Source organism: Acinetobacter pittii, assembly GCF_034064985.1.
GTDB classification, from domain to species: Bacteria; Pseudomonadota; Gammaproteobacteria; order Pseudomonadales; family Moraxellaceae; genus Acinetobacter; species Acinetobacter pittii_H.
Window position 1 is genome coordinate 3,343,634 of record NZ_CP139249.1, and the last position, 19,784, is coordinate 3,363,417.

Sequence of the window (19,784 nt, forward strand, 5' to 3'; positions counted from 1 at the left end):
GATACTTAGGTGAAGTCCAACGAGGGCTCCTTCACTACCTGATAAAATGCCTGCTCCAATTGCTGAACCGGAAGTTGCCAACCGCTTTGCTGTACTTTATGACAGGCTTGTACGCCCATTTCTCTAAGTTGTTGTACTGAAGGAAGCTGATAAATTTGTTGTATAAAGTGGTTTATTTGTCCAAGTGGGCTTAACCAGCCATTCACACCATGGGCTAAATATTGATGTGCACATGCATAATCATACGCGATAACTGGTAAACCGCTTGCCATCGCCTCTAAAACTACGTTACCAAACGTTTCAACTTGGCTGGCAAAAACGAATACATCTGCACTCGCATAGGCGGCTGCCAAATCTTGACCTCTCAGACTTCCGGTAAAGATAACACCCTTCGCTTCAGGTAGTGACTTTAAACGAGCAAAATCTGGGCCATCTCCTACAATTACTAATTTAGTTTTATGTGGCTGAATGGTTTGCAGGTTCGCATAACTTTCAATGAGAACTTGTACTTCTTTTTCGGGAGACAAACGCCCCACATAAAGCATAACGCGAGTATTCTCATCAGCATCCCATTGTTTTCGCAAATTTTCAGAGCGATGCTTAGGTGAAAATCTTATTGTATCTACGCCGCGCCCAACCACAACCAGTGGACAAGTAATACCAAAACCGCGTAATGCTTCTTGAGTATCTTTACTCGGCACACACGTTACTTGCGTATTATTATGAAACCAGCACAGATATTTTTGAATTGGCTTGACTAAAAAAGCCAAATCGAAGAATCGACTAAAATCTTGGAATGGTGAATGAAAACCACTCGAAATCGGAATAGCCTTTGCCTTAGCGGCTTGCATAGCAGTTAAGCCTAACGGTCCTTCAGTCACAATATGAACGACATCAGGTACAAACTTTTCAAAAGCTTTCGATACTTTTAAATATTGTGGCCAACCAAACTGTAAAGTCGGATATTTTGGAATCGCCTGCGACATCACCAGACATTCTTGCTCTGGCGTAAAGTCATGGCATTTTGCTTTTTGTTCTGGACGAATCAGTAAAATCTTATGCCCCTGTTTCTGTAAACCTTGGCATAATTGCAATAATGAAAGTGCCACACCATTGATTTCAGGTGGCCAAGTTTCGGTAACAATTGCAATTTTTAAACGTGGACGCACTAAATCATGCAGTGAATGCGTATTAGATAGTTGCTTTTGTTTAAAAAAGAATTGGAAGCTTTCAGGAAGTTGCTGTTGTTTTAATAGTGCTGTCGCGTATGAGCTTTGCATAGCGCCATCCATCAATGTATTTATTTTCATGCTTAAAGATTAAGCAGTTTTTTTGACAATTTGATGATAAATGCATGACAGTTTACTGACATGAAAAATAAAAAAAGCACACTGATAACAGCATGCTTTTTTCTTAAATCCTAGTAACTCTTAGCGATTTTGCAATTTTGCATAATCCATGAGTACATTAGCAGCTTCAGTCACAAAAGTTTCTTCTTCTGGTAATGCAGGACGTTGTGATGCTTTCATTTTGGCGCGAGATTCAGCTAAAGCATCCAATGAAGCTTGATAGCTTTCCCAGTTTGCAAAAGGCTTTTGACCCGTTGCAGCACGGCGTTCATTCTCTGCATCTAAAGTTTGTTTCTCTAAACCAAGTAATTCAGCACGGCGCTTATCAATATCAAGTACCACTTGTTTCTGATCACTCGTTACCTTAGCAATCGCAGTACGCTTATTTAGATATTTAAACTGAGCGTCATTGCCAACACGTTGTTCAGAGAATTGAGACAACTTTGTCACATAAGGTTGAACAGAACCTTCTCGCTTAAATGGTGCAGTAGGAATTGTGTCCCACTTCAACGCATTCTTCGATTTACGCTCACCAAACTCTTCGTTATAGATATCGACGAGTTTAATATCTGGCACTACACCTTTATTTTGTGTACTACCACCCGTAATACGATAGAACTTACGCTGAGTTAAAGTCGCTTGACCATATGCAAGAGTATCAAGTTGTACCTGAGCTGTACCCTTACCAGTCGTTGTACTACCAATAATAATACCGCGCTCATAATCTTGAATTGCAGCAGAGTAAATCTCACTTGCTGAAGCCGACGCCAAGTTCACCAATACCGCGAGTGGACCTGTATAAATTTGCTGACCGCCATCGTTATCTTCAAACACGCTTACGTTGCCATTGCCATCACGAATTTGTACAACCGGACCAGACTTAATCACCTGCCCCAACATACGTGCAACTTCTTCTAATGAGCCACCTGGGTCATTACGTAAGTCAATAATAATACCTTCTACTTTCTTCGCTTTTAGTGCTTCGAAAGCATTTGCAGTATCTTCAGAAACTGAACGGTATTGTTGACCCGCACGACGTGAACGATAGTCAAAATAGAATGAAGGAATTTCAATTACACCCAACACATGCTTTTTACCATCACGTGTCACTTCAACTGTGCGTGAACGAACACCAGCATCTTCTTCTTGAATCACATCACGTACTAGGGTCACATTACGTGCCTGACTCATTGATGCACCAGCACCAAGAAGTTTTAATGTGACTTTTGTTCCGCGTTTACCACGAATAAGCCCAACAATTTCAGAACTTGTCCAACCAATTACATCAACCATTTTCTCGCCTTCTTGGGCGACACCAATGATTCGATCTCCTGATTTCACTTGGCCAGACTTACTTGCAGGACCACCTTCTACAATGGTTTCAATCTTGGTGTAATCTTCGTTGCCACGTTCTGGACGAATCGACACACCAATACCTTCGAGTTGCAAAGTGGTTTGGCGATTAAGTTCGATCGCATCAATTGGCGGGTAATAGTTACTATGTGGATCATAAGTCGCCAACATTGCATTTAATGTTTTGTCCAAAACGTCATCGCTTTTCACACGACTAATTCTTTCAAGCTGACGCGTATAACGTTTAGTTAACGTTTGAGCTGGCGTTAAATCCTCTGGGCCAGTTAAGTCTTGACCATCAGCAAGTGAAGGATTCTCTTTAAGCGCTTTTTGTTTCGCCTGCTCTTCTTCACGGCTAATGGTTAAGTTGATTAACTGTGAAACCAACATTTTGCGCCAATGATTTTGTTGCTCAGCAGTCGTTTTAAAATACGGTGCTTTTTCACGATCAACTTCAATATAGCTATTAGGCTGCTTTAAATTTTGCTGTTGTTTTAACTCAGCTAACATGAACTCATAAAACTGTTTTAAACGTTCACGATATTGCTGATGAATTGCAAACGGTCCAGTCAAATTCCCCGCTTTTAATGAAGCACCAAAATTTGAACCATAGAGTTTTTTATAATTTTGAACTTCAGCGTCTAAAAATAGTGAGTGATCTGGATCAAGACTATCTAAATACATATCAAGAATACGATTTGATGTCGTCGCATCCAGACGCATATTTAAATAATGTTGGCGATCAACTAAAGTTGCCAGCTGGCGAGCTACCAAAGCTTGTTCTTGCGTTGGCTGGATTGATTGAGAAACCACAGCAGTATTGGTTGCTGCTCTCGCTTCATTCATCGTATGAGAGAAGAATAAACCGCCAGTCGCGATCGCTACTGCACAAGCTATAGTTTGAAGTTTCATAAATTTTTAATACTTCCTTGGGTGTTCCTATCTTACACGCTCTGTTTTCGATATGAACTAAGCAGATTCAAAATCTTAACCAACTAAATTGTTTATACCGTGTAGTTTTATCATATTCTGTACTGACAAAATGTAGCAAAACATTGCAAAATTCGCTTATTGTTTTTTCAATCAAAATTCAAATGGAACCAATATGATTGGCGCATTGATGCTGGACATTGCCGGCACAGAACTTACTCAAGAAGATATTGAACTATTACGCGCTCCGCAAGTCGGTGGCATGATTTTATTTGCACGAAATATTGAATCTCCACAACAAGTGCGTGCTTTAACCGACCATATGCGTCAAATTCGTCCAGATATTTTGATTGCTGTCGATCAAGAAGGTGGTCGAGTTCAGCGCCTAAGATCAGGTTTTACCCTATTACCAGCCATGGGTCGTTTTGGGGAGTTATATTTAACTCAACCTCAAAAAGCACTTGAGCTGGCTGAGCAATGCGGTTGGCTCATGGCAACCGAAGTGCTTGCTGTCGGCATCGATTTTAGTTTTGCACCAGTTTTAGATCTTAATGCAATTAGTGATGTGATTGGCGACCGTGGCTTCTCTAAAAATATTGATGATATTGCCCCACTTGCTGGCGCATTTATGCAAGGTATGAAAAAAGCCGGCATGGCAAATACAGGCAAGCACTTCCCGGGTCACGGTTCAGTAAAAGCTGACTCGCATGTTGCGGCCGCAATCGACAGTCGTAGCTATGACGAAATTTACAACCATGATATGCAGAGCTTCATTAAGCTTATGCCTCAGCTAGATGCGCTCATGCCTGCACATGTGATTTATGATCAAGTTGATCCAAATCCAGCAGGTTTTTCACCTTTCTGGATTCAAGAAGTTCTCCGTAATCGCCTAAAGTTTAATGGCGTGCTTTTCTCTGATGACTTAAGCATGCAAGCTGCATGTGTAGCAGGTGGCGCAGATGCACGTATTCAAGCAGCTCTATCAGCTGGTTGCGACATGGGGCTTGTATGTAATGACCGTAGTGCAGCATGTACAGCACTTGAAGGTATTACGAACTTAGAACTACCAAATCAAGAACGCCTTGAACGTATGCGTGGTCAAATTCCACAAATTCAGATTGGTGAAACCTTATCGCTTGGCGACGAGTGGCAAGCTGTCAAAACAGCCATTGAAGAGTTTAAAAATTCGATTTAAGTTAGTAAAAATTTTAATTGGCTACAAAAACCTATTCACTATCTGATACGCGGTTAAGTCATACGCAACCTGCTCATCTGCTGAAGGATATTGATTACTTCAATATATTTGATAGATGCAGAAAGTGAACAGGTTTTGCGTATGACAATGGTTTTGGTTACTTTTCCCGAAAGAAAAGTAACTCCAACTGAAAGTTCATCCCAGAATGCCAACCTAATTGACAGGACTCCGTCATGCAGGTTCATTCACCATCAATGCATTAGAACCTCTTCATTGTTATTAATAATGAAGAACACACAAAAACAATAAACCGAGTTCAGGACGAATGACACAGCAACTTTCAAAACACCGCCATATCTCTTTTACAGCCCACTATACGGGTTATATCTGGTATCAAATGGGGATTTCTCATGAAGCACTTGCGACAACCAAAGGCAAATCACTAGCGTATTTGGTTCATCCTATAGAATCTTGGGCTGAGAAATATGTGGGCGGTAGCATGCGTACCACGCTCAAACAACGCCATACTATGCTTGATCATCATTTAGAACAACTCATTCAAGAAAATCCTGATTTACAAGTTCTAGAAATAGCATGTGGCCTGTCTCCACGTGGCTGGTGGTTTAGACAACGTTACCCTTCTATTACCTATCGGGAGCTTGATTTACCCGACATGGCACAAACCAAACAAAATGCATTACAACAAATTGAAAAAAATGCGCCCGAAATTTTATCAGTTGATTTATTTACAGAAGCTTTTGCACAAGCATTTGAAGTATTTGACCCAAACCGCCCACTAGTTGTAATCAGTGAAGGCTTAATTAACTATTTTGATAAAGGTTTATTAAAACAGCTGATTCAATCAATTGCGCACTATGGTTCGTCTTTTAAAAATTTTCATTATTTAACTGACCTCTACCCTGAACCAGTTAAAAACAAGCTTGCTAGTATTATCTGGAATAGTAGTAAGTTACTTAAACTCATGTCTCGCAGTTCATTTAGTTTTCATTTCAAAAGTCCACAAGAAGTTAAAGACTTTTTTAAAGATACAGAATTTGAGCAGGTTACTATTGAACAGCCACAAATATTCTTTGGGCAAGTTTCTCAAGATAACCATGAAGAGCATTTAGGCGATTTAGTCTGGATTATTCATTCTCAAATAAAATAATAAATATAAAAAAATGGAAGCTCGATATAAACGAGCTTCCATCTATAACTATATTATTAAGCTGCTTGTTTTTGACGGGCAATAAAACGGCTTAACCGATCAGCAAGCTCAAAACTACCATGTTTAAATAAAGCACGGATTCCGTGTTCAGTAGCTTCAAATATTAAACATTCAATCGAGAAAGGGCCTTCTTCATCTTCTAAATGCAGGGCTAAATCACGTGGATGATCATTCACAAAATCAAGCTGTGAAACATCATCCATTTTTAAATACATCCCAAAGAAAGTCACGTCAACAATCGTCACTGGCACTTCTGTTTTACATTCACGGTGGCTCAGTTGAGTATTCGGTTGCAAGACCCGAACTCGCTCTTCACCACGGCGTTCCATGTTTTGCATTTGTTCACGTGTCATAGGAATAATGCCATCCAAATTTTGGATAGATTCACCCTTCAAGAATGAAGTGAACAAACTCATAGTTTCTTTACGACGCTGGAGCTGCGGTACATGATCAGCGTTTGCAATAAGTGCGAATTCCATATCAGGACATTGCAACGCAAAGTTCGCATTTTCATGAGGCAAAGTAAAACTGTCGTATTGCCCTGCTGCAACCAATGTTTTGCACTCTGGAATAGGTACATCTGTTAAACGCAAAAGACGATTACAGTTAATTTCATAACGTTCTCGCTCAGTACCCGTAAATTCGGCCATTTGTCTAAAAAATAATTTTTTAGCGGTTGGTGACATACGTGTTTTATCTAATTTGGCATGATTCACCAAATATAAAATTACCGCTTGCCCAAACTCTTCCATTCGGTTTTCTTGCATGAGTTTGAGTGACTCTTCCAAAATCATTCGCCAACTTTTACGAGTCTTTTGCATAACACCCATTAAGATCATACGATCCATCAAATCTGGGCGGTGATGAGCAAAACAAGAGGCAATGACTGACCCCAAGGACATTCCCATGACAGAAACTTTTTGTATTCCAACGATATCTAACCAACGTCCTAACATTTCAGATAAATCAGGCAGTTCTAAAGTACCCGCAGATATTCCTGTATCTCGATTGGTAATTTGCTGATTTGCGCCCATCGAAGGTAAATCGATTAAAATGACCGGACCGCTTTCAAACAATTGTTCAACACAATATTTATAAGAATTAAAATTCTGGAAAGCACCGCCCACAATCACAATTGGCGTATTGTGAATCGTTTTTGGATCGGCAATTGCCATATATTCAATTTTCCAGCCGTCGATCCATGTTGTACGAGCAGGTTGTTTAAAACTATCTCTATGGTAGATATCGAAAAAGCCAAAACCGGCATAAGCTTGGTTGATCTCCGAATCCATTTGAATAATGGAATTCATATCCTTGCTTCCTCCTTGCTGTAATTTTTTTATGCTGCAAGAGTTCCTTCTTGAACACGTAATCTTTTATGCACAAATCTTTAAAATTTGTATTTGTTTGTATTGCACAATAACATTCTAAACAATTGTCTGAAATATACGCAATCGCTGAATTGACCGCTCATCCTGTTTAAGCCGCTAATAGTTTGCAAAATATTTAAATGTTTTTTTATAGCGGTCACATTTTTGAAAAAAAGCCATTCATTGTTCCGCATTTGGCTGCTACTATCGTAGTCATTGGTAAATGATTAAAAAATGCTATGCAAGATTCAATTGAACAATATATGCAAAAAGTTGGGCAACAAGCACGCGAGGCTTCTCGTGTCCTCACAAGTGCTTCTACCTCACTAAAAAATCATGCGCTCTCTGCTATTTATACTGCTTTAGAAAATAATCAGGCAGCTATTTTGGCAGCGAATCAAATCGACATGGATAAAGGTCGTAGCAACCAGCTCGACAGCGCCCTGCTTGATCGTCTTGAGCTTACACCTGCACGTATTAAAGGCATGTTGCAAGGTTTAAAAGACGTGATTGCACTTGTCGATCCTATTGGGGAAATTACTGATCTTGCATACCGCCCCACAGGCATTCAAATTGGAAAAATGCGTGTGCCTTTAGGTGTCGTTGGTATGATTTACGAATCACGTCCAAACGTTACCCTTGAAGCGGCATCTTTAGCGATTAAATCTGGTAATGCCATTATTTTACGTGGTGGTTCAGAAGCATTAGAGTCAAATAAAGCAATCGCTGAAGCTATTAAGCATGGCTTAAAAGTTGCTGGTTTACCTGAACATTCCGTGCAAGTCATTGAAACCACTGACCGTGCAGCTGTTGGTCATCTTATTACCATGGCTGAATATGTTGATGTTATTGTTCCACGTGGTGGTAAAAGCTTAATTGAGCGCGTAACCAATGAAGCTCGTATTCCTGTCATTAAACATCTTGATGGTAACTGCCATGTATTTGTTGAAGCACAGGCAGACTTGCAAAAAGCATTACCAATTACTTTAAATGCCAAAACACATCGTTATGGCGTTTGTAATGCGATGGAAACTTTGCTCGTTGATGAAAAAATTGCCGACGTTTTCTTACCGCACATTGCTGAACTTTATGCTGAAAAACAAGTTGAGTTACGTGGCTGTCCAGAAACACGCCGTATTTTGGGTGCCTCTGTAAAACCTGCAACAGAAGAAGATTGGTACACCGAATATTTAGGGCCAATTCTTGCAGTTAAAGTGGTGAGCGGGATTGATGAAGCAATTGACCATATCAACAAATATGGTTCACATCACACTGATGCAATTGTGACTGAAAACTACACTTTAGCTCGTCAGTTCTTGGCTCGTGTAGATTCAAGCTCAGTCGTAATTAATGCATCAACTCGTTTTGCTGATGGTTTCGAATATGGCTTAGGCGCTGAAATTGGTATCTCCACCGATAAAATCCATGCCCGCGGTCCTGTTGGCTTAGAAGGCTTAACTTCTCAAAAATGGATTGTGTTAGGTGACGGACAAATTCGCCAATAATTAAATCTATGAGTTCAAATAAAAACACCTGATCAATTTCAGGCGTTTTTTTATTATTCAAGTTATAAGTCACTATAAAAAAACCAGCCCGCAGGCTGGTTTTTTTATTCATATATTTATTAGAAAATAAAGTCCGTATTCACAAATTTAGAATAGTGCTCAGACACCATAGAGGCCAACATGCCCTTACTGTCATCTGTCTGTTTAGCAGCAATCATTGAACGGATTGAGAATGCTCGCAGAGCATCATGCACAGACAGTGTACCTTCCGCAGAATCTTTACGACCACCGAACGGGAATACATCAGGGCCGCGCTGACATTGACAGTTGATATTTACACGACAGACCTGATGGACCAGCGGATCAACTAAATGACCAATTTGCTCAGGGTCACTACCAAAAATACTCACCTGCTGACCATGATCAGAAGTAGTGACATATTCCAGTACAGTTTCAATGTCATCGTAAACAGAGACTGGTATCACTGGACCGAACTGTTCTTCACGATACAGTCTCATACCTTCAGTCACTGGATAAACTACGGCTGGATAGAACATCGTTTTGCAGAATTCACCGCCTTCCGGATTAACTACTTTTGCCCCTTTAGCCACAGCATCTTCAATGACTTCAGTCATGTAGGCTGTACGGTGCATACCTGGTAACGGAGTAATAAACACACCTTTTTCCCAAGGCATCCCCACTTTAAGTTTGCCCAGCTCAGCCGTTAAGCGGTTAACAAATTCATCTACTATTGAACGATGTACCATCAACATTTTGAGTGCGGTACAACGCTGACCATTAAACGACAATGCACCCAGCAGACACTCTTTCACTGTTAGATCCAAGTCGGCATCTGGCAGAATAATAGCGGCATTCTTCGCATCCAGCCCCAAAATCGCACGCAGACGATGAGATTTAGGATGTTGCTTCTTCAAGTGATCAGCTACTTTACTAGAACCAATCAGTGCCAGTACATTAATTTGCCCAGATGCCAGTAGATGGGGTACTACTAGAGAACCTGGTGCATAAATGGTATTGATCACACCTTTTGGAAATGAATCACGGAACGCTTCTAGTAACGGTTCAAACAACAATGTCCCAAATTGAGGTGGTTTGAAGATGATCGTATTCCCCATCAGCATGGCTGGGATCAGAGTCGCAAAGGTTTCGTTCAGCGGGTAGTTGTATGGTCCCATACACAACACGACACCTAGTGGAGTACGACGAATTTGACCAATCGTACCTTCAGCCATGACAAAGCGGGAGTTGGCATTATCTAAATCTTTCAGAGCGTCAATCGTTTGACGCATGTAGGTAATCGTACGGTCAAATTCTTTCTCTGAATCCGCCAAGCTTTTGCCAATTTCCCACATGATCAGCTTAATAATTAGATCTCGCTGTTCCACCATGCGCTGAATAAATTTTTGCATACAGGCAATGCGCTCACTAACCTTCATCATGGGCCATTCGCCACGACCATTGTTGTAAGCCCTTACCGCTGCCTCTAGTGCTTCATCGCTTTCTTTTTCGCCCATGACCGGATAACTACCAAGTTCAACTTGCTCTAGGCTACCGTCAGGCTGCTGAATCCAGATTGGAGATAATGTTTTCTTGGTTGCACCAGCCCATAGCTTCAACTCACCATCCACGAGTGAGACACGCTGATGAATTTGGGAGGGCAGACGCACACTTTCAGGAATACTGTCCACTACTGGGAATTTAAGCTGTAGATTATTTAACTGATTCATTCTTCTTAATACCTTATTATTCGTATGTCTTTTATATATTCCCGAACTCGTCACTGTAATCAGGTTTTATTCGGGTCAATATCACTATTATTATCCGTACTCACCTTGCTTGAACCGTAAACCACAAGGTGAATATCTTAAAGCGTTGGTAATCTTTCTAGATGAATTTACCCCCGACACACACTATCAGTCACCCCTAGCTTCTGGATGACTTGTTCAATGATCTGTTCTGGTGTGAGAGCAATATCAATAGCAATTGCTTCATTCACATCAGGTTCCTCTAATGTGTCTAGCTGTGTTTGTAGCAACGCTGGATCAAAAAAATGACCTGATCTTTCTGCAAGTCGTTGCTGTAATAACTCATAAGAACCTTTTAAGTAGACAAACTTAACATTTTGGTCCTGCCCTCTTAAAATATCGCGATACATGCGTTTTAAAGATGAACATGTAAATACAGCTGTTTCACCGTCTCTTTGTTTGGTTTCAATGGCCTGACGAATTGCTTGTAACCATGGCAAGCGGTCTTCATCAGTTAAGGGAATGCCTTGACTCATCTTACTTTTATTTGCAGCTGAATGAAGCGTATCGCCATCAAGGAACTCACAAGCCAAACGCTCTGATAACAATTCACCAATTAGGGTTTTACCTGTTCCACAGACACCCATTGCAATCACAATCATGGATTACTCACCTTTAATTATAAAATAGTGCTAAGCAGTAGCGTGAAAGATAAACCCAACACTGAAATGATCGTTTCCAATACTGACCAAGTCTTGAGTGTCTGTCCTACTGTCATACCGAAATATTCTTTGATTAACCAGAATCCTGCGTCATTTACATGTGAGAAAACTAATGAACCCGAACCTGTGGCAAGTACTAAAAGTTCCGGCCTAACTGCAACACCTGCTGTTGCTGCAATTGGAGCCACAATGCTACACGCTGTAGCCATGGCAACCGTTGCCGATCCTGTTGCCAAACGAATTAATGCTGCAACAAACCAGCCCAACAATAACGGCGATAAATTTGCCTTCAAAGCTGTAGAAACAATCTCATTAGAAATACCGGTGTCACGCAAAATGCCGCCAAAACCACCACCGGCACCTACAATCAACATAATCCCAGCAATAGAAGCTAAACATCCGCCACAGAATTTTTCAATTTGTTCACGGTTAAAGCCCTGCATCGTACCGAAAGTAATAAAGCTAACCAATACTGCGATGAGCAATGCGATATCAGAAGTACCGATGAAACGCAGTAAGTCGTTTGCGAAAGTCTGAGGTGCAAAGAAAAGATCTGCCCAGCTACCGATCAACATCAATACAACCGGCAACATGATCGTAAATAAGGTAATACCAAAACTTGGTAATTCACGTGTCTTACTAGCATCTGCTTCAACAAACTGCTTTGCTAAAGGATTATTTTCAGGCAATTTGACGTATTTATTGATCCAAAGTGCATACAATGGTCCAGCAACAATTGCCGTTGGCACACCAACAATCAGACTATAAGCAATCGTTTTACCAATATCAGCATGATAAGCCTGTACTGCCAACAGTGCTGCTGGATGTGGTGGAATTAAGCCATGCACAACCGACAAACCTGCAACCATTGGCAAGCCCACAACCAGTAAGGATTTGCCTGTTCGCTTGGCAATGTTGAATGCAATTGGAATGAGTAGAACGAAACCTACTTCGAAAAATACGGGAAGCCCAACAATAAGGGCAATAAACATCATGGCCCAGTGAATATTTTTCTCACCAAACCATTTAATTAGGGTAATCGCTATTCGCTCTGCGCCACCCGACTCAGCCATCATTTTGCCGAGCATTGTTCCTAATGCGATTACAATCGCAAGGTGGCCTAGGGTTTTACCAGTACCAGCTTCATATGACTTAACAATATCGCCCATTGGCATGCCAACAGCTAAAGCTAAACCAAGTGAAACAATAATAAGAACCAGAAATGGATAAATTCTAAACTTCGCGATCATGACCACTAAAGCAATAATCGCGATTACAGTGTAGATCAGTAACATGCCACCCTGAACCGTCTCCATGGGACACTTCTCCTTGGAATAATTATTTAGGCACACAGCCTAAATAAAGGTCTTCAACCACAGTAATTCCTACTGTTAAGACATTAAATTTTTATATTTAGGTGTGACCAGCACAAACTGGTCACATCAATACAGCCTTTAAAGCACATAAAATGCACTTCATTTTTTATAAATATCGACTACATCTACGGTGCTCTCAACTGACTCGCAATTTGTGCCAAGCGAGTAATTTCAGCCCAGTCTTGTGCAGCTACAGTAGCTTTAGGTGTTAACCATGAACCACCTACACAAACCACGTTAGGTTGCTTTAAGAAATCCGGTGCTGACTCTGCAGTAATTCCACCAGTCGGACAAAAGCGTAAGTTTGGAAATGGACCATAAAATGCTTTTAGCATCTCAACGCCACCTGCTTGTTGAGCTGGGAAGAACTTCACAATGTCATAACCTAATTCAATCGCTTGAATCAGGTCACTTGGTGTCATCACACCAGGCAATAGAGGTAAACCAGCATCTTGCGCAGCCAAATGTAGGTCTTTAGTCAAACCAGGAGATACCCCAAATTGAGCACCTGCTTTTTTAGCTTGAGCACAGTGTTCTGGCTTAGTAATCGTACCTACACCCACCACAATGTCATCAGCTAATTGGCTAGCACGCTCAATAGCAGCAAGACCAGCAGCGGTACGCAATGTAATCTCAAGAACTTTCACGCCACCTGCATGTAAAGCACGTGATACATCCTCACCTTGCTCAGCAGAATCAAATGCCAATACAGGGATAACTGGGCCTAATTTGACGATATCTTCAATTTTAATCATTATTTTTCAGTTCCTTTGACTCAAATCTGCTCTGGTGAAGTTTCACCAACCAATGCACCAAATACAGATGCTCCATGTTCAGCTGGCGCAGCAGCAGCACGGAAAACACCAAATAATTCACGGCCAAAGCCAACTTCATTTTCAGCCTGATGTTCTGGCTGTGCAACAGGGCGCGACTGCCATACATCGTCATCTATTTCGACATCGAGTACGCCAGCTTCGGCATCAATGATTAACATATCGCCTGTTTGAACTTTAGCAATCGGCCCATTTAGTAAGGCTTCTGGAGATAAATGAATCACCGCAGGAACTTTACCTGAAGCACCAGACATACGCCCATCAGTGACTAAAGCAACGTGGAAACCTTGATCTTGTAAAACACCCAACACAGGCGTCAAACGATGCAATTCAGGCATACCGTTAGCACGCGCACCTTGGAAACGAACAACTGCAATAAAGTCTCGGTGTAACTCACCACGATCAAACGCAGCTTGCACCGCTTCTTGAGAATCAAACACAATTGCGGGTGCTTTAACTTTACGATGTTCTGGCGCAACAGCAGAAATCTTGATCACGCCACGGCCAAGGCGACCTTGCATTAAACGCAAGCCACCATCTGGTTGAAACGGCGCATCAATGCTACGTAGAACTTTGTCATCAAGGCTTTGAACCACACCGTCAACCCAAGTGAGCTTGCCATCAATCAGTTTCGGTTCTTTGGTGTAGTGCTGTAAACCTTTACCAGCTACAGTCGTTACATCGTTATGCAACAAGCCAGCTTCAAGTAAGTTACGAATGAGGAAAGCAACCCCACCCGCAGCTTGGAAATGGTTTACATCAGCTTTACCATTTGGATAGATTTTTGCGAGTAATGGAACAACAGCTGACAACTCATCGAAGTCATCCCAGTCAATCAAGATACCAGCGGCACGAGCAATCGCAATCAAATGCAAAGTATGGTTGGTTGAACCACCTGTAGCAAGTAACGCCACAATGCCGTTTATAATTGCTTTTTCATCGACAACATGACCAATCGGCGTGTAGTTTCCACGCTCAACTGTTAAATCCAGTACACGAATCGCAGCTTCTGCAGTAAGTGCATCACGTAATGGTGTGTGGGGATGAACAAATGCGGCACTTGGCAAATGTAAGCCCATAACTTCCATCAGCATCTGGTTACTGTTGGCTGTACCGTAAAAAGTACAAGTCCCTTGTCCATGATAGGCAGCTGACTCAGCTTCTAGCAAAGCATCTCGGCCAACCTGACCCGTTGCAAATTGCTGACGAATTTTGGCTTTCTCATCGTTAGATAAACCACTGGTCATTGGGCCAGCTGGCACAAAAATAGTAGGTAAATAGCCAAACTGCAAAGCACCAATGAGCAAGCCCGGCACAATCTTGTCGCAAACACCAAGACATAAAGCTGCGTCAAACATGTTATGAGACAATGCAATCGCTGTACTCATCGCAATGGTTTCACGAGAGAACAATGACAGTTCCATGCCAGCATTACCTTGGGTAATACCGTCACACATCGCAGGCACACCACCTGCAAACTGTGCCACGCCGCCATTCTCACGAGCGGCTGTTTTAATTAAATCTGGAAATGTTTTATACGGTGCGTGAGCCGACAGCATTTCGTTGTATGAAGATACGATGCCAATATTTGGTTCACGGCCTACTTTAATAATTAATTTTTCATTATCGTCCATACTGGCAAAACCATGAGCCAGATTGGCACATGAAAGTGCTCCACGAGCAGGAAATTTGCCTTGTGCATGTTCAATACGTTGTAAATATGCAGAACGAGTTTTTTGACTACGTGCGATTACACGCTCGGTCACTTTTGCCAATACTGGATTCGGCAAGTCCATGCTGGACGCTCCTGTACAACCGGATAAGCCGGAACATAAAAATAGACCAAATGATATATTTCATCATCATTTGATAAGGGGAAGGAACAATATTATTAAGGCAAAAAGCGACATGCAAGCCCTAGTCAATTTTACGGTAATACCCGAGCATGGTTATTAAATACAAATTATGTTTAAGTTTTAAACAAGAAGCTGGTTTTATTTTTGACTATATTAACTGGTATATTAGCCCCTAATAACTATGAGAAAATTCTCATAATATCAAAGCAATAAAATATTCTTATAAATGTATTGCTACCAGCTTTTTTATACTAAGTTTTATATTAAAAATGTTTATGATTTATATATTTTAACCTATATATAAACGATTAAAATTTAATTTCATTTACGTATATTATTTGTAATACTCCCCTATAGTTTGATTAAAATAACAGCACTTCTTTTTTCTTAAAAAATTTATACCAAATATTTGAAAAATACATTAAATAGAAATTTACCTTTCATAAATATATACAAAAAACTCGTTTCTACACGTATAAAAAAACAAGGAATACAGTGGTTAAGCTTTATACTGGACAAATGTTAGTTACAAATAATTTGATGGTCGATAGTGCTTAAGTCTAATGGGCTAAAGTCTATCTTGGACAGAAAAACAACACATGTTAAAACATGACAACCCGTTCAATCTGTATCGAAAAATAATACATCTTGAACAGGAAGTTAGGAAAACTATTTTAAATCAGGACTTGGGTATTTCAACGTGGCTACATCAGTATTAGTTATCAATTGCGGCTCTTCATCTATTAAATACGCACTGGTTTCAGAGCGTCGTGAAGATCGTATTTACGGTTTAGCAGAAAACTTGGGGGCAGCTGATGCTCGTATTAAGGGAATTACTGTAGGTGGTGAACCACTTGAACTTTCAATCCCTTATGCTGACCATGCCAAAGCTTTAGAAACTTTACTTGCACGTCTTGCCAACTACAAACCGCAAGCAATTGGACATCGTGTTGTACACGGTGGTAGTTTAACCAAAGCAGAATTACTCACTCCTGAAATTATTGAACGTATTCGTGCTGCGACACCTTTAGCCCCACTTCATAACCCAGCTCATTTAATTGGTATTGACGCAACCGTACGTTTATTTCCTGAATTACCTCAAGTTGCCGTATTCGACACTGCATTCCACCAAACCATGCCACCGCATGCATACCGTTATGCAATTCCTAAGTTTTTATATACTGACCATAACGTCCGCCGTTATGGCTTCCATGGTACAAGCCATGCTTATGTGTCTGATAAAGCGAGTGAACTGGCAGGTAACCTGAAAAAAGGTGGATGGTTAACAGCGCATCTAGGAAATGGCAGTTCAACTTGCGCAGTGTGGAATGGACAAAGTGTTGATACCTCTATGGGTCTCACTCCACTTGAAGGCGTAGTGATGGGAACGCGTAGTGGTGACGTTGATCCAAGCTTACATAGCTTCCTTGCGAAAAACCTCGGTTGGGACTTAGCAAAAATTGATAAAGTTTTAAATAACGAAAGTGGCTTACTAGGCTTATCTCAACTGTCTAACGACATGCGTACAGTGATTGAAGCAGCTGAAAATGGCAACGAAGATGCTAGTCTTGCAATTGAAGTGTTTAGTTATCGCCTTGCAAAATCACTGGCTGCATTAAGCTGTGGCTTACCGACTTTGGACGGTTTAATCTTCACAGGCGGTATTGGTGAGAACTCAGCTTATATTCGTGAAAAAACCTTAGCTTATTTACCTCATTTTGGTTTGCAGCTTGATAAAGATCAAAACAACAACCTAAAACGTGGCACTGAAGGCCGAATCGACAATGGAACAGGACCTCAAATTTGGGTCATTCCTACAGATGAAGAAGGCCGTATTGCCAAAGAAACTCGTCAAGTTGTTGAAGCAGCAGAAAATACAGCATCTGTAGCAAGCCTTGCTTAATTAGAGCTTAGCGAAAACTCGATATTCGTTTATTTATAGGTTTATATGAATACAATTTTATTGATTCCTACAGGTGAAGGGGTTGGCTTAACCTCTGCCTGCTTAGGCATGATTTACGCACTTGATTGTAACGGGATTAAAGCAGGCTTTTTAAAACCATTTTCTCAAGAAGACCAAGAGCATCTTGACCGAACCACTTCATTATTTGGTCATTTATTTCAAAATAAAACTGTTCAATCTATTTCGCATGAAAAATTAACTCAGCTTATTGCCGCTGGGGAAGTAGATGAATTACTTGAAGTAGCTGTTAGCCTTCATCGTAGTGTTGCAGCAGACCATGATGTCATTATTGTGGAAGGCTTATTACCTAACGGACAAGACCACTTCGCCAGTGAACTTAACGCAAGTCTTGCACAAGCGCTTGATGCAGAAGTCGTGCTGGTCAGCACAGCAGATATTCAAAACCCGAAAAAAGCAGCAGAAAAAGTAGATGCTCATTTACGTCAGTTTGGCGGTGCAACATCAAATCGTACTGCTGGCGTACTGTTTATGCGTACCCGTGGATTAACCGAAGAAACAGCTCAAATTCCTGTTGCGTTTGATCCATCGTTACGACCGACTGAAGAAATCGCAAAATTTACGACTGAACTGCAAAAATATAATCGTTATTTTGGTTCTAGTGATTTACCGATTATTGGGCTGGTTCCATTTAGTAACACGCTAAGCGTACCTAGAACACTCGATATTGCAAATGTCATTGATGGACAATGGGTACATCAAGGTGAAGCTAAAACACGTCGAATTTTGCATTCGAGTTTAATTGCTTCAAGCATTGAATATGAACTAAATAAATTCATTGCAGGCGAATTGATTATTAGCGCATCTGAGCGTACCGACGTTTTACTTGCAAGTAGTTTGGCAACCAGCAATGGTATTCCTCTTGCAGGTTTGGTACTTACCGAAAGAGAAGCACCAGCACCAGAGCTTTTAGAGTTTTGCCAAAGTGCAATTAAACAAGGGTTACCGATTTTACATACCCGTTTAAACACACTTGAAACTGCACAGCGTTTATCTAATTTTGGCAATGAGATTCCAACTGACGATACTGAACGTGCAGAGCAAGTGACTCGATTTGTTTCAAGTCATATTGATGTTGAATGGCTTAAGCAGCACAGCAACAATGCTGCTACCCCTCGCCTGTCGCCATCGGCTTTCCGTCATGAACTGGTGCAAAAATCAATTGCAGCGAAAAAACGGATTGTGCTACCTGAAGGTGATGAACCGCGCACCATTCAAGCTGCGGCAATTTGTCAGGCACGTGGCATTGCCGACTGTATTTTGTTAGCTAAACCAGATGCTGTGCACGATGTTGCCAAAGCACGTGGTATTGAATTACCTGCCGAATTGGCAATTGTCGACCCCGATAGTATTCGTGATCAATACGTTGCACCAATGGTTGAGCTACGTAAAGGTAAACTCAACGAGCTGCAAGCGAAAGAACAGCTTCAAGATACCGTAGTGCTTGGCACCATGATGTTAGCCTTAGATCAAGTCGACGGTTTAGTTTCTGGTGCGGTACACACCACTGCAAATACGGTTCGCCCAGCATTTCAGCTCATCAAAACAGCCCCTGATTATTCACTAGTTTCATCAATCTTCTTTATGCTTTTACCAGATGAAGTTTATGTCTATGGCGACTGTGCGATTAACCCAGACCCGACAGCAGAACAACTTGCTGAAATTGCAATTCAGTCTGCTGACTCAGCGAAAGCATTTGGAATTGACCCACGTATTGCCATGATCAGTTACTCAACTGGTACTTCTGGGACAGGTGCAGATGTTGAAAAAGTACAGCAAGCAACTCAAATTGCTCAGCAGCGTCGTCCTGATTTACTCATTGATGGTCCACTTCAATACGACGCAGCTTCAGTTGAAAGTGTGGGACGTCAAAAGGCACCAGACTCACGCGTTGCTGGCCGTGCCAATGTATTTATTTTCCCAGACTTAAATACAGGTAATACGACCTATAAAGCAGTACAGCGTGCTGCAAATGTTGTGAGCGTTGGACCAATGCTGCAAGGCCTCAACAAACCAGTCAATGACTTATCTCGTGGAGCATTGGTAGATGACATCGTCTTTACCATTGCATTAACAGCAATTCAGGCAGAACAGCAAGCCGCTGCCAAATAATTAATAAATTCACCTTTACTACCTCTCGCCATTTGATATCCGCTCAAATGGCTTTTTTTATTTTAGTCATTCAAAAATAAATAATTTTCCGATTTCTCTCTTTTAAATCACATCAATATGTTCTTATGCGACTTTCGGTCAAAAGATCAACCAATCTCCCACAACACTGTCTTTTTGTCATATAATTTAGCCCGCTAGCTAACAGCCC

The 19,784-nt window shown here is 41.1% G+C and carries 14 protein-coding genes; 6 read left to right on the top strand and 8 right to left on the bottom strand.

The annotated features are described in order from the left end of the window. Positions 1 to 5: 5 nt before the first annotated feature. Entirely contained in the window at positions 6 to 1,292 is a 1,287-nt protein-coding gene (locus SOI76_RS16045) for a glycosyltransferase family 4 protein (protein ID WP_104080349.1), read from the bottom strand. A 138-nt stretch (positions 1,293 to 1,430) separates the two neighbouring features. Then, on the bottom strand, positions 1,431 to 3,614 hold the full coding sequence (gene prc, locus SOI76_RS16050) for a carboxy terminal-processing peptidase (RefSeq protein ID WP_104080348.1): 2,184 nt from the start codon (positions 3,612 to 3,614) through the stop codon (positions 1,431 to 1,433). Positions 3,615 to 3,807: 193 nt separating this feature from the next. On the opposite strand from prc, the gene nagZ reads away from it, so the two are divergent. Beyond that, on the top strand, positions 3,808 to 4,827 hold the full coding sequence (gene nagZ, locus SOI76_RS16055; protein WP_104080347.1) for a beta-N-acetylhexosaminidase: 1,020 nt from the start codon (positions 3,808 to 3,810) through the stop codon (positions 4,825 to 4,827). A 325-nt stretch (positions 4,828 to 5,152) separates the two neighbouring features. Next, positions 5,153 to 5,995 carry a class I SAM-dependent methyltransferase gene (locus SOI76_RS16060; protein WP_104080346.1) on the top strand — a complete coding sequence of 281 codons (843 nt, stop codon included), beginning with the start codon at positions 5,153 to 5,155 and terminating at the stop codon, positions 5,993 to 5,995. A 56-nt stretch (positions 5,996 to 6,051) separates the two neighbouring features. Here the strand turns inward: SOI76_RS16060 and SOI76_RS16065 are convergent, their stop codons facing one another. After that, positions 6,052 to 7,365: an alpha/beta fold hydrolase gene (locus tag SOI76_RS16065; protein ID WP_205668464.1), complete on the bottom strand. Its 1,314-nt coding sequence runs from the start codon at positions 7,363 to 7,365 to the stop codon at positions 6,052 to 6,054. Between the two features lie 299 nt (positions 7,366 to 7,664). On the opposite strand from SOI76_RS16065, the gene proA reads away from it, so the two are divergent. Beyond that, complete coding sequence (gene proA, locus SOI76_RS16070) at positions 7,665 to 8,930, top strand: glutamate-5-semialdehyde dehydrogenase (protein ID WP_031947319.1); 1,266 nt, start codon at positions 7,665 to 7,667, stop codon at positions 8,928 to 8,930. Between the two features lie 119 nt (positions 8,931 to 9,049). Here proA and gapN read toward each other — a convergent pair whose 3' ends face one another. The 5 genes from gapN to edd all read right to left on the bottom strand — a co-directional run bounded on the left by gapN (position 9,050) and on the right by edd (position 15,423). Beyond that, complete coding sequence (gapN, locus tag SOI76_RS16075) at positions 9,050 to 10,678, bottom strand: NADP-dependent glyceraldehyde-3-phosphate dehydrogenase (protein ID WP_104080345.1); 1,629 nt, start codon at positions 10,676 to 10,678, stop codon at positions 9,050 to 9,052. A gap of 167 nt (positions 10,679 to 10,845) precedes the next feature. Beyond that, positions 10,846 to 11,358 (bottom strand): gluconokinase, encoded by a 513-nt coding sequence (gene idnK, locus SOI76_RS16080; RefSeq protein ID WP_014208329.1) that lies wholly within the window; start codon positions 11,356 to 11,358, stop codon positions 10,846 to 10,848. Between the two features lie 17 nt (positions 11,359 to 11,375). Further along, positions 11,376 to 12,734, bottom strand: a complete 1,359-nt coding sequence (gene gntT, locus SOI76_RS16085) for a gluconate:H+ symporter (RefSeq protein ID WP_016142252.1) — start codon at positions 12,732 to 12,734, stop codon at positions 11,376 to 11,378. Positions 12,735 to 12,919: 185 nt separating this feature from the next. Continuing rightward, on the bottom strand, positions 12,920 to 13,549 hold the full coding sequence (eda, locus tag SOI76_RS16090; RefSeq protein ID WP_016142253.1) for a bifunctional 4-hydroxy-2-oxoglutarate aldolase/2-dehydro-3-deoxy-phosphogluconate aldolase: 630 nt from the start codon (positions 13,547 to 13,549) through the stop codon (positions 12,920 to 12,922). Between the two features lie 20 nt (positions 13,550 to 13,569). Further along, positions 13,570 to 15,423, bottom strand: coding sequence for a phosphogluconate dehydratase (edd, locus tag SOI76_RS16095; protein WP_104080344.1), 1,854 nt, complete (start codon positions 15,421 to 15,423; stop codon positions 13,570 to 13,572). A gap of 659 nt (positions 15,424 to 16,082) precedes the next feature. Here edd and SOI76_RS16100 point away from each other — a divergent pair. Genes SOI76_RS16100 through pta form a run of 3 tightly spaced genes read left to right on the top strand, consistent with a single transcriptional unit; the run spans position 16,083 to position 19,576 of the window. Next, a complete protein-coding gene (locus SOI76_RS16100; protein WP_014208326.1) occupies positions 16,083 to 16,202 on the top strand; it encodes a hypothetical protein in 120 nt (39 codons plus the stop codon). Further along, positions 16,184 to 17,386 (top strand): acetate/propionate family kinase, encoded by a 1,203-nt coding sequence (ackA, locus tag SOI76_RS16105; protein WP_005066132.1) that lies wholly within the window; start codon positions 16,184 to 16,186, stop codon positions 17,384 to 17,386. The genes SOI76_RS16100 and ackA overlap by 19 nt, the downstream gene beginning before the upstream one ends. Positions 17,387 to 17,431: 45 nt before the next feature. Next, positions 17,432 to 19,576, top strand: coding sequence for a phosphate acetyltransferase (gene pta / locus SOI76_RS16110; protein WP_104080343.1), 2,145 nt, complete (start codon positions 17,432 to 17,434; stop codon positions 19,574 to 19,576). Positions 19,577 to 19,784 lie beyond the last annotated feature (208 nt).

Excerpts from the sequence above, each read along its gene's own strand:
- proA (WP_031947319.1), top strand. The coding sequence starts at position 7,665 with ATGCAAGATTCAATTGAACAATATATGCAAAAAGTTGGGCAACAAGCA.
- SOI76_RS16065 (WP_205668464.1), bottom strand. The coding sequence starts at position 7,365 with ATGAATTCCATTATTCAAATGGATTCGGAGATCAACCAAGCTTATGCC.
- idnK (WP_014208329.1), bottom strand. The coding sequence starts at position 11,358 with ATGATTGTGATTGCAATGGGTGTCTGTGGAACAGGTAAAACCCTAATT.
- edd (WP_104080344.1), bottom strand. The coding sequence starts at position 15,423 with ATGGACTTGCCGAATCCAGTATTGGCAAAAGTGACCGAGCGTGTAATC.
- nagZ (WP_104080347.1), top strand. The coding sequence starts at position 3,808 with ATGATTGGCGCATTGATGCTGGACATTGCCGGCACAGAACTTACTCAA.
- prc (WP_104080348.1), bottom strand. The coding sequence starts at position 3,614 with ATGAAACTTCAAACTATAGCTTGTGCAGTAGCGATCGCGACTGGCGGT.
- gntT (WP_016142252.1), bottom strand. The coding sequence starts at position 12,734 with ATGGAGACGGTTCAGGGTGGCATGTTACTGATCTACACTGTAATCGCG.
- gapN (WP_104080345.1), bottom strand. The coding sequence starts at position 10,678 with ATGAATCAGTTAAATAATCTACAGCTTAAATTCCCAGTAGTGGACAGT.
- SOI76_RS16060 (WP_104080346.1), top strand. The coding sequence starts at position 5,153 with ATGACACAGCAACTTTCAAAACACCGCCATATCTCTTTTACAGCCCAC.
- SOI76_RS16100 (WP_014208326.1), top strand. The coding sequence starts at position 16,083 with ATGTTAAAACATGACAACCCGTTCAATCTGTATCGAAAAATAATACAT.
- pta (WP_104080343.1), top strand. The coding sequence starts at position 17,432 with ATGAATACAATTTTATTGATTCCTACAGGTGAAGGGGTTGGCTTAACC.
- eda (WP_016142253.1), bottom strand. The coding sequence starts at position 13,549 with ATGATTAAAATTGAAGATATCGTCAAATTAGGCCCAGTTATCCCTGTA.
- SOI76_RS16045 (WP_104080349.1), bottom strand. The coding sequence starts at position 1,292 with ATGGATGGCGCTATGCAAAGCTCATACGCGACAGCACTATTAAAACAA.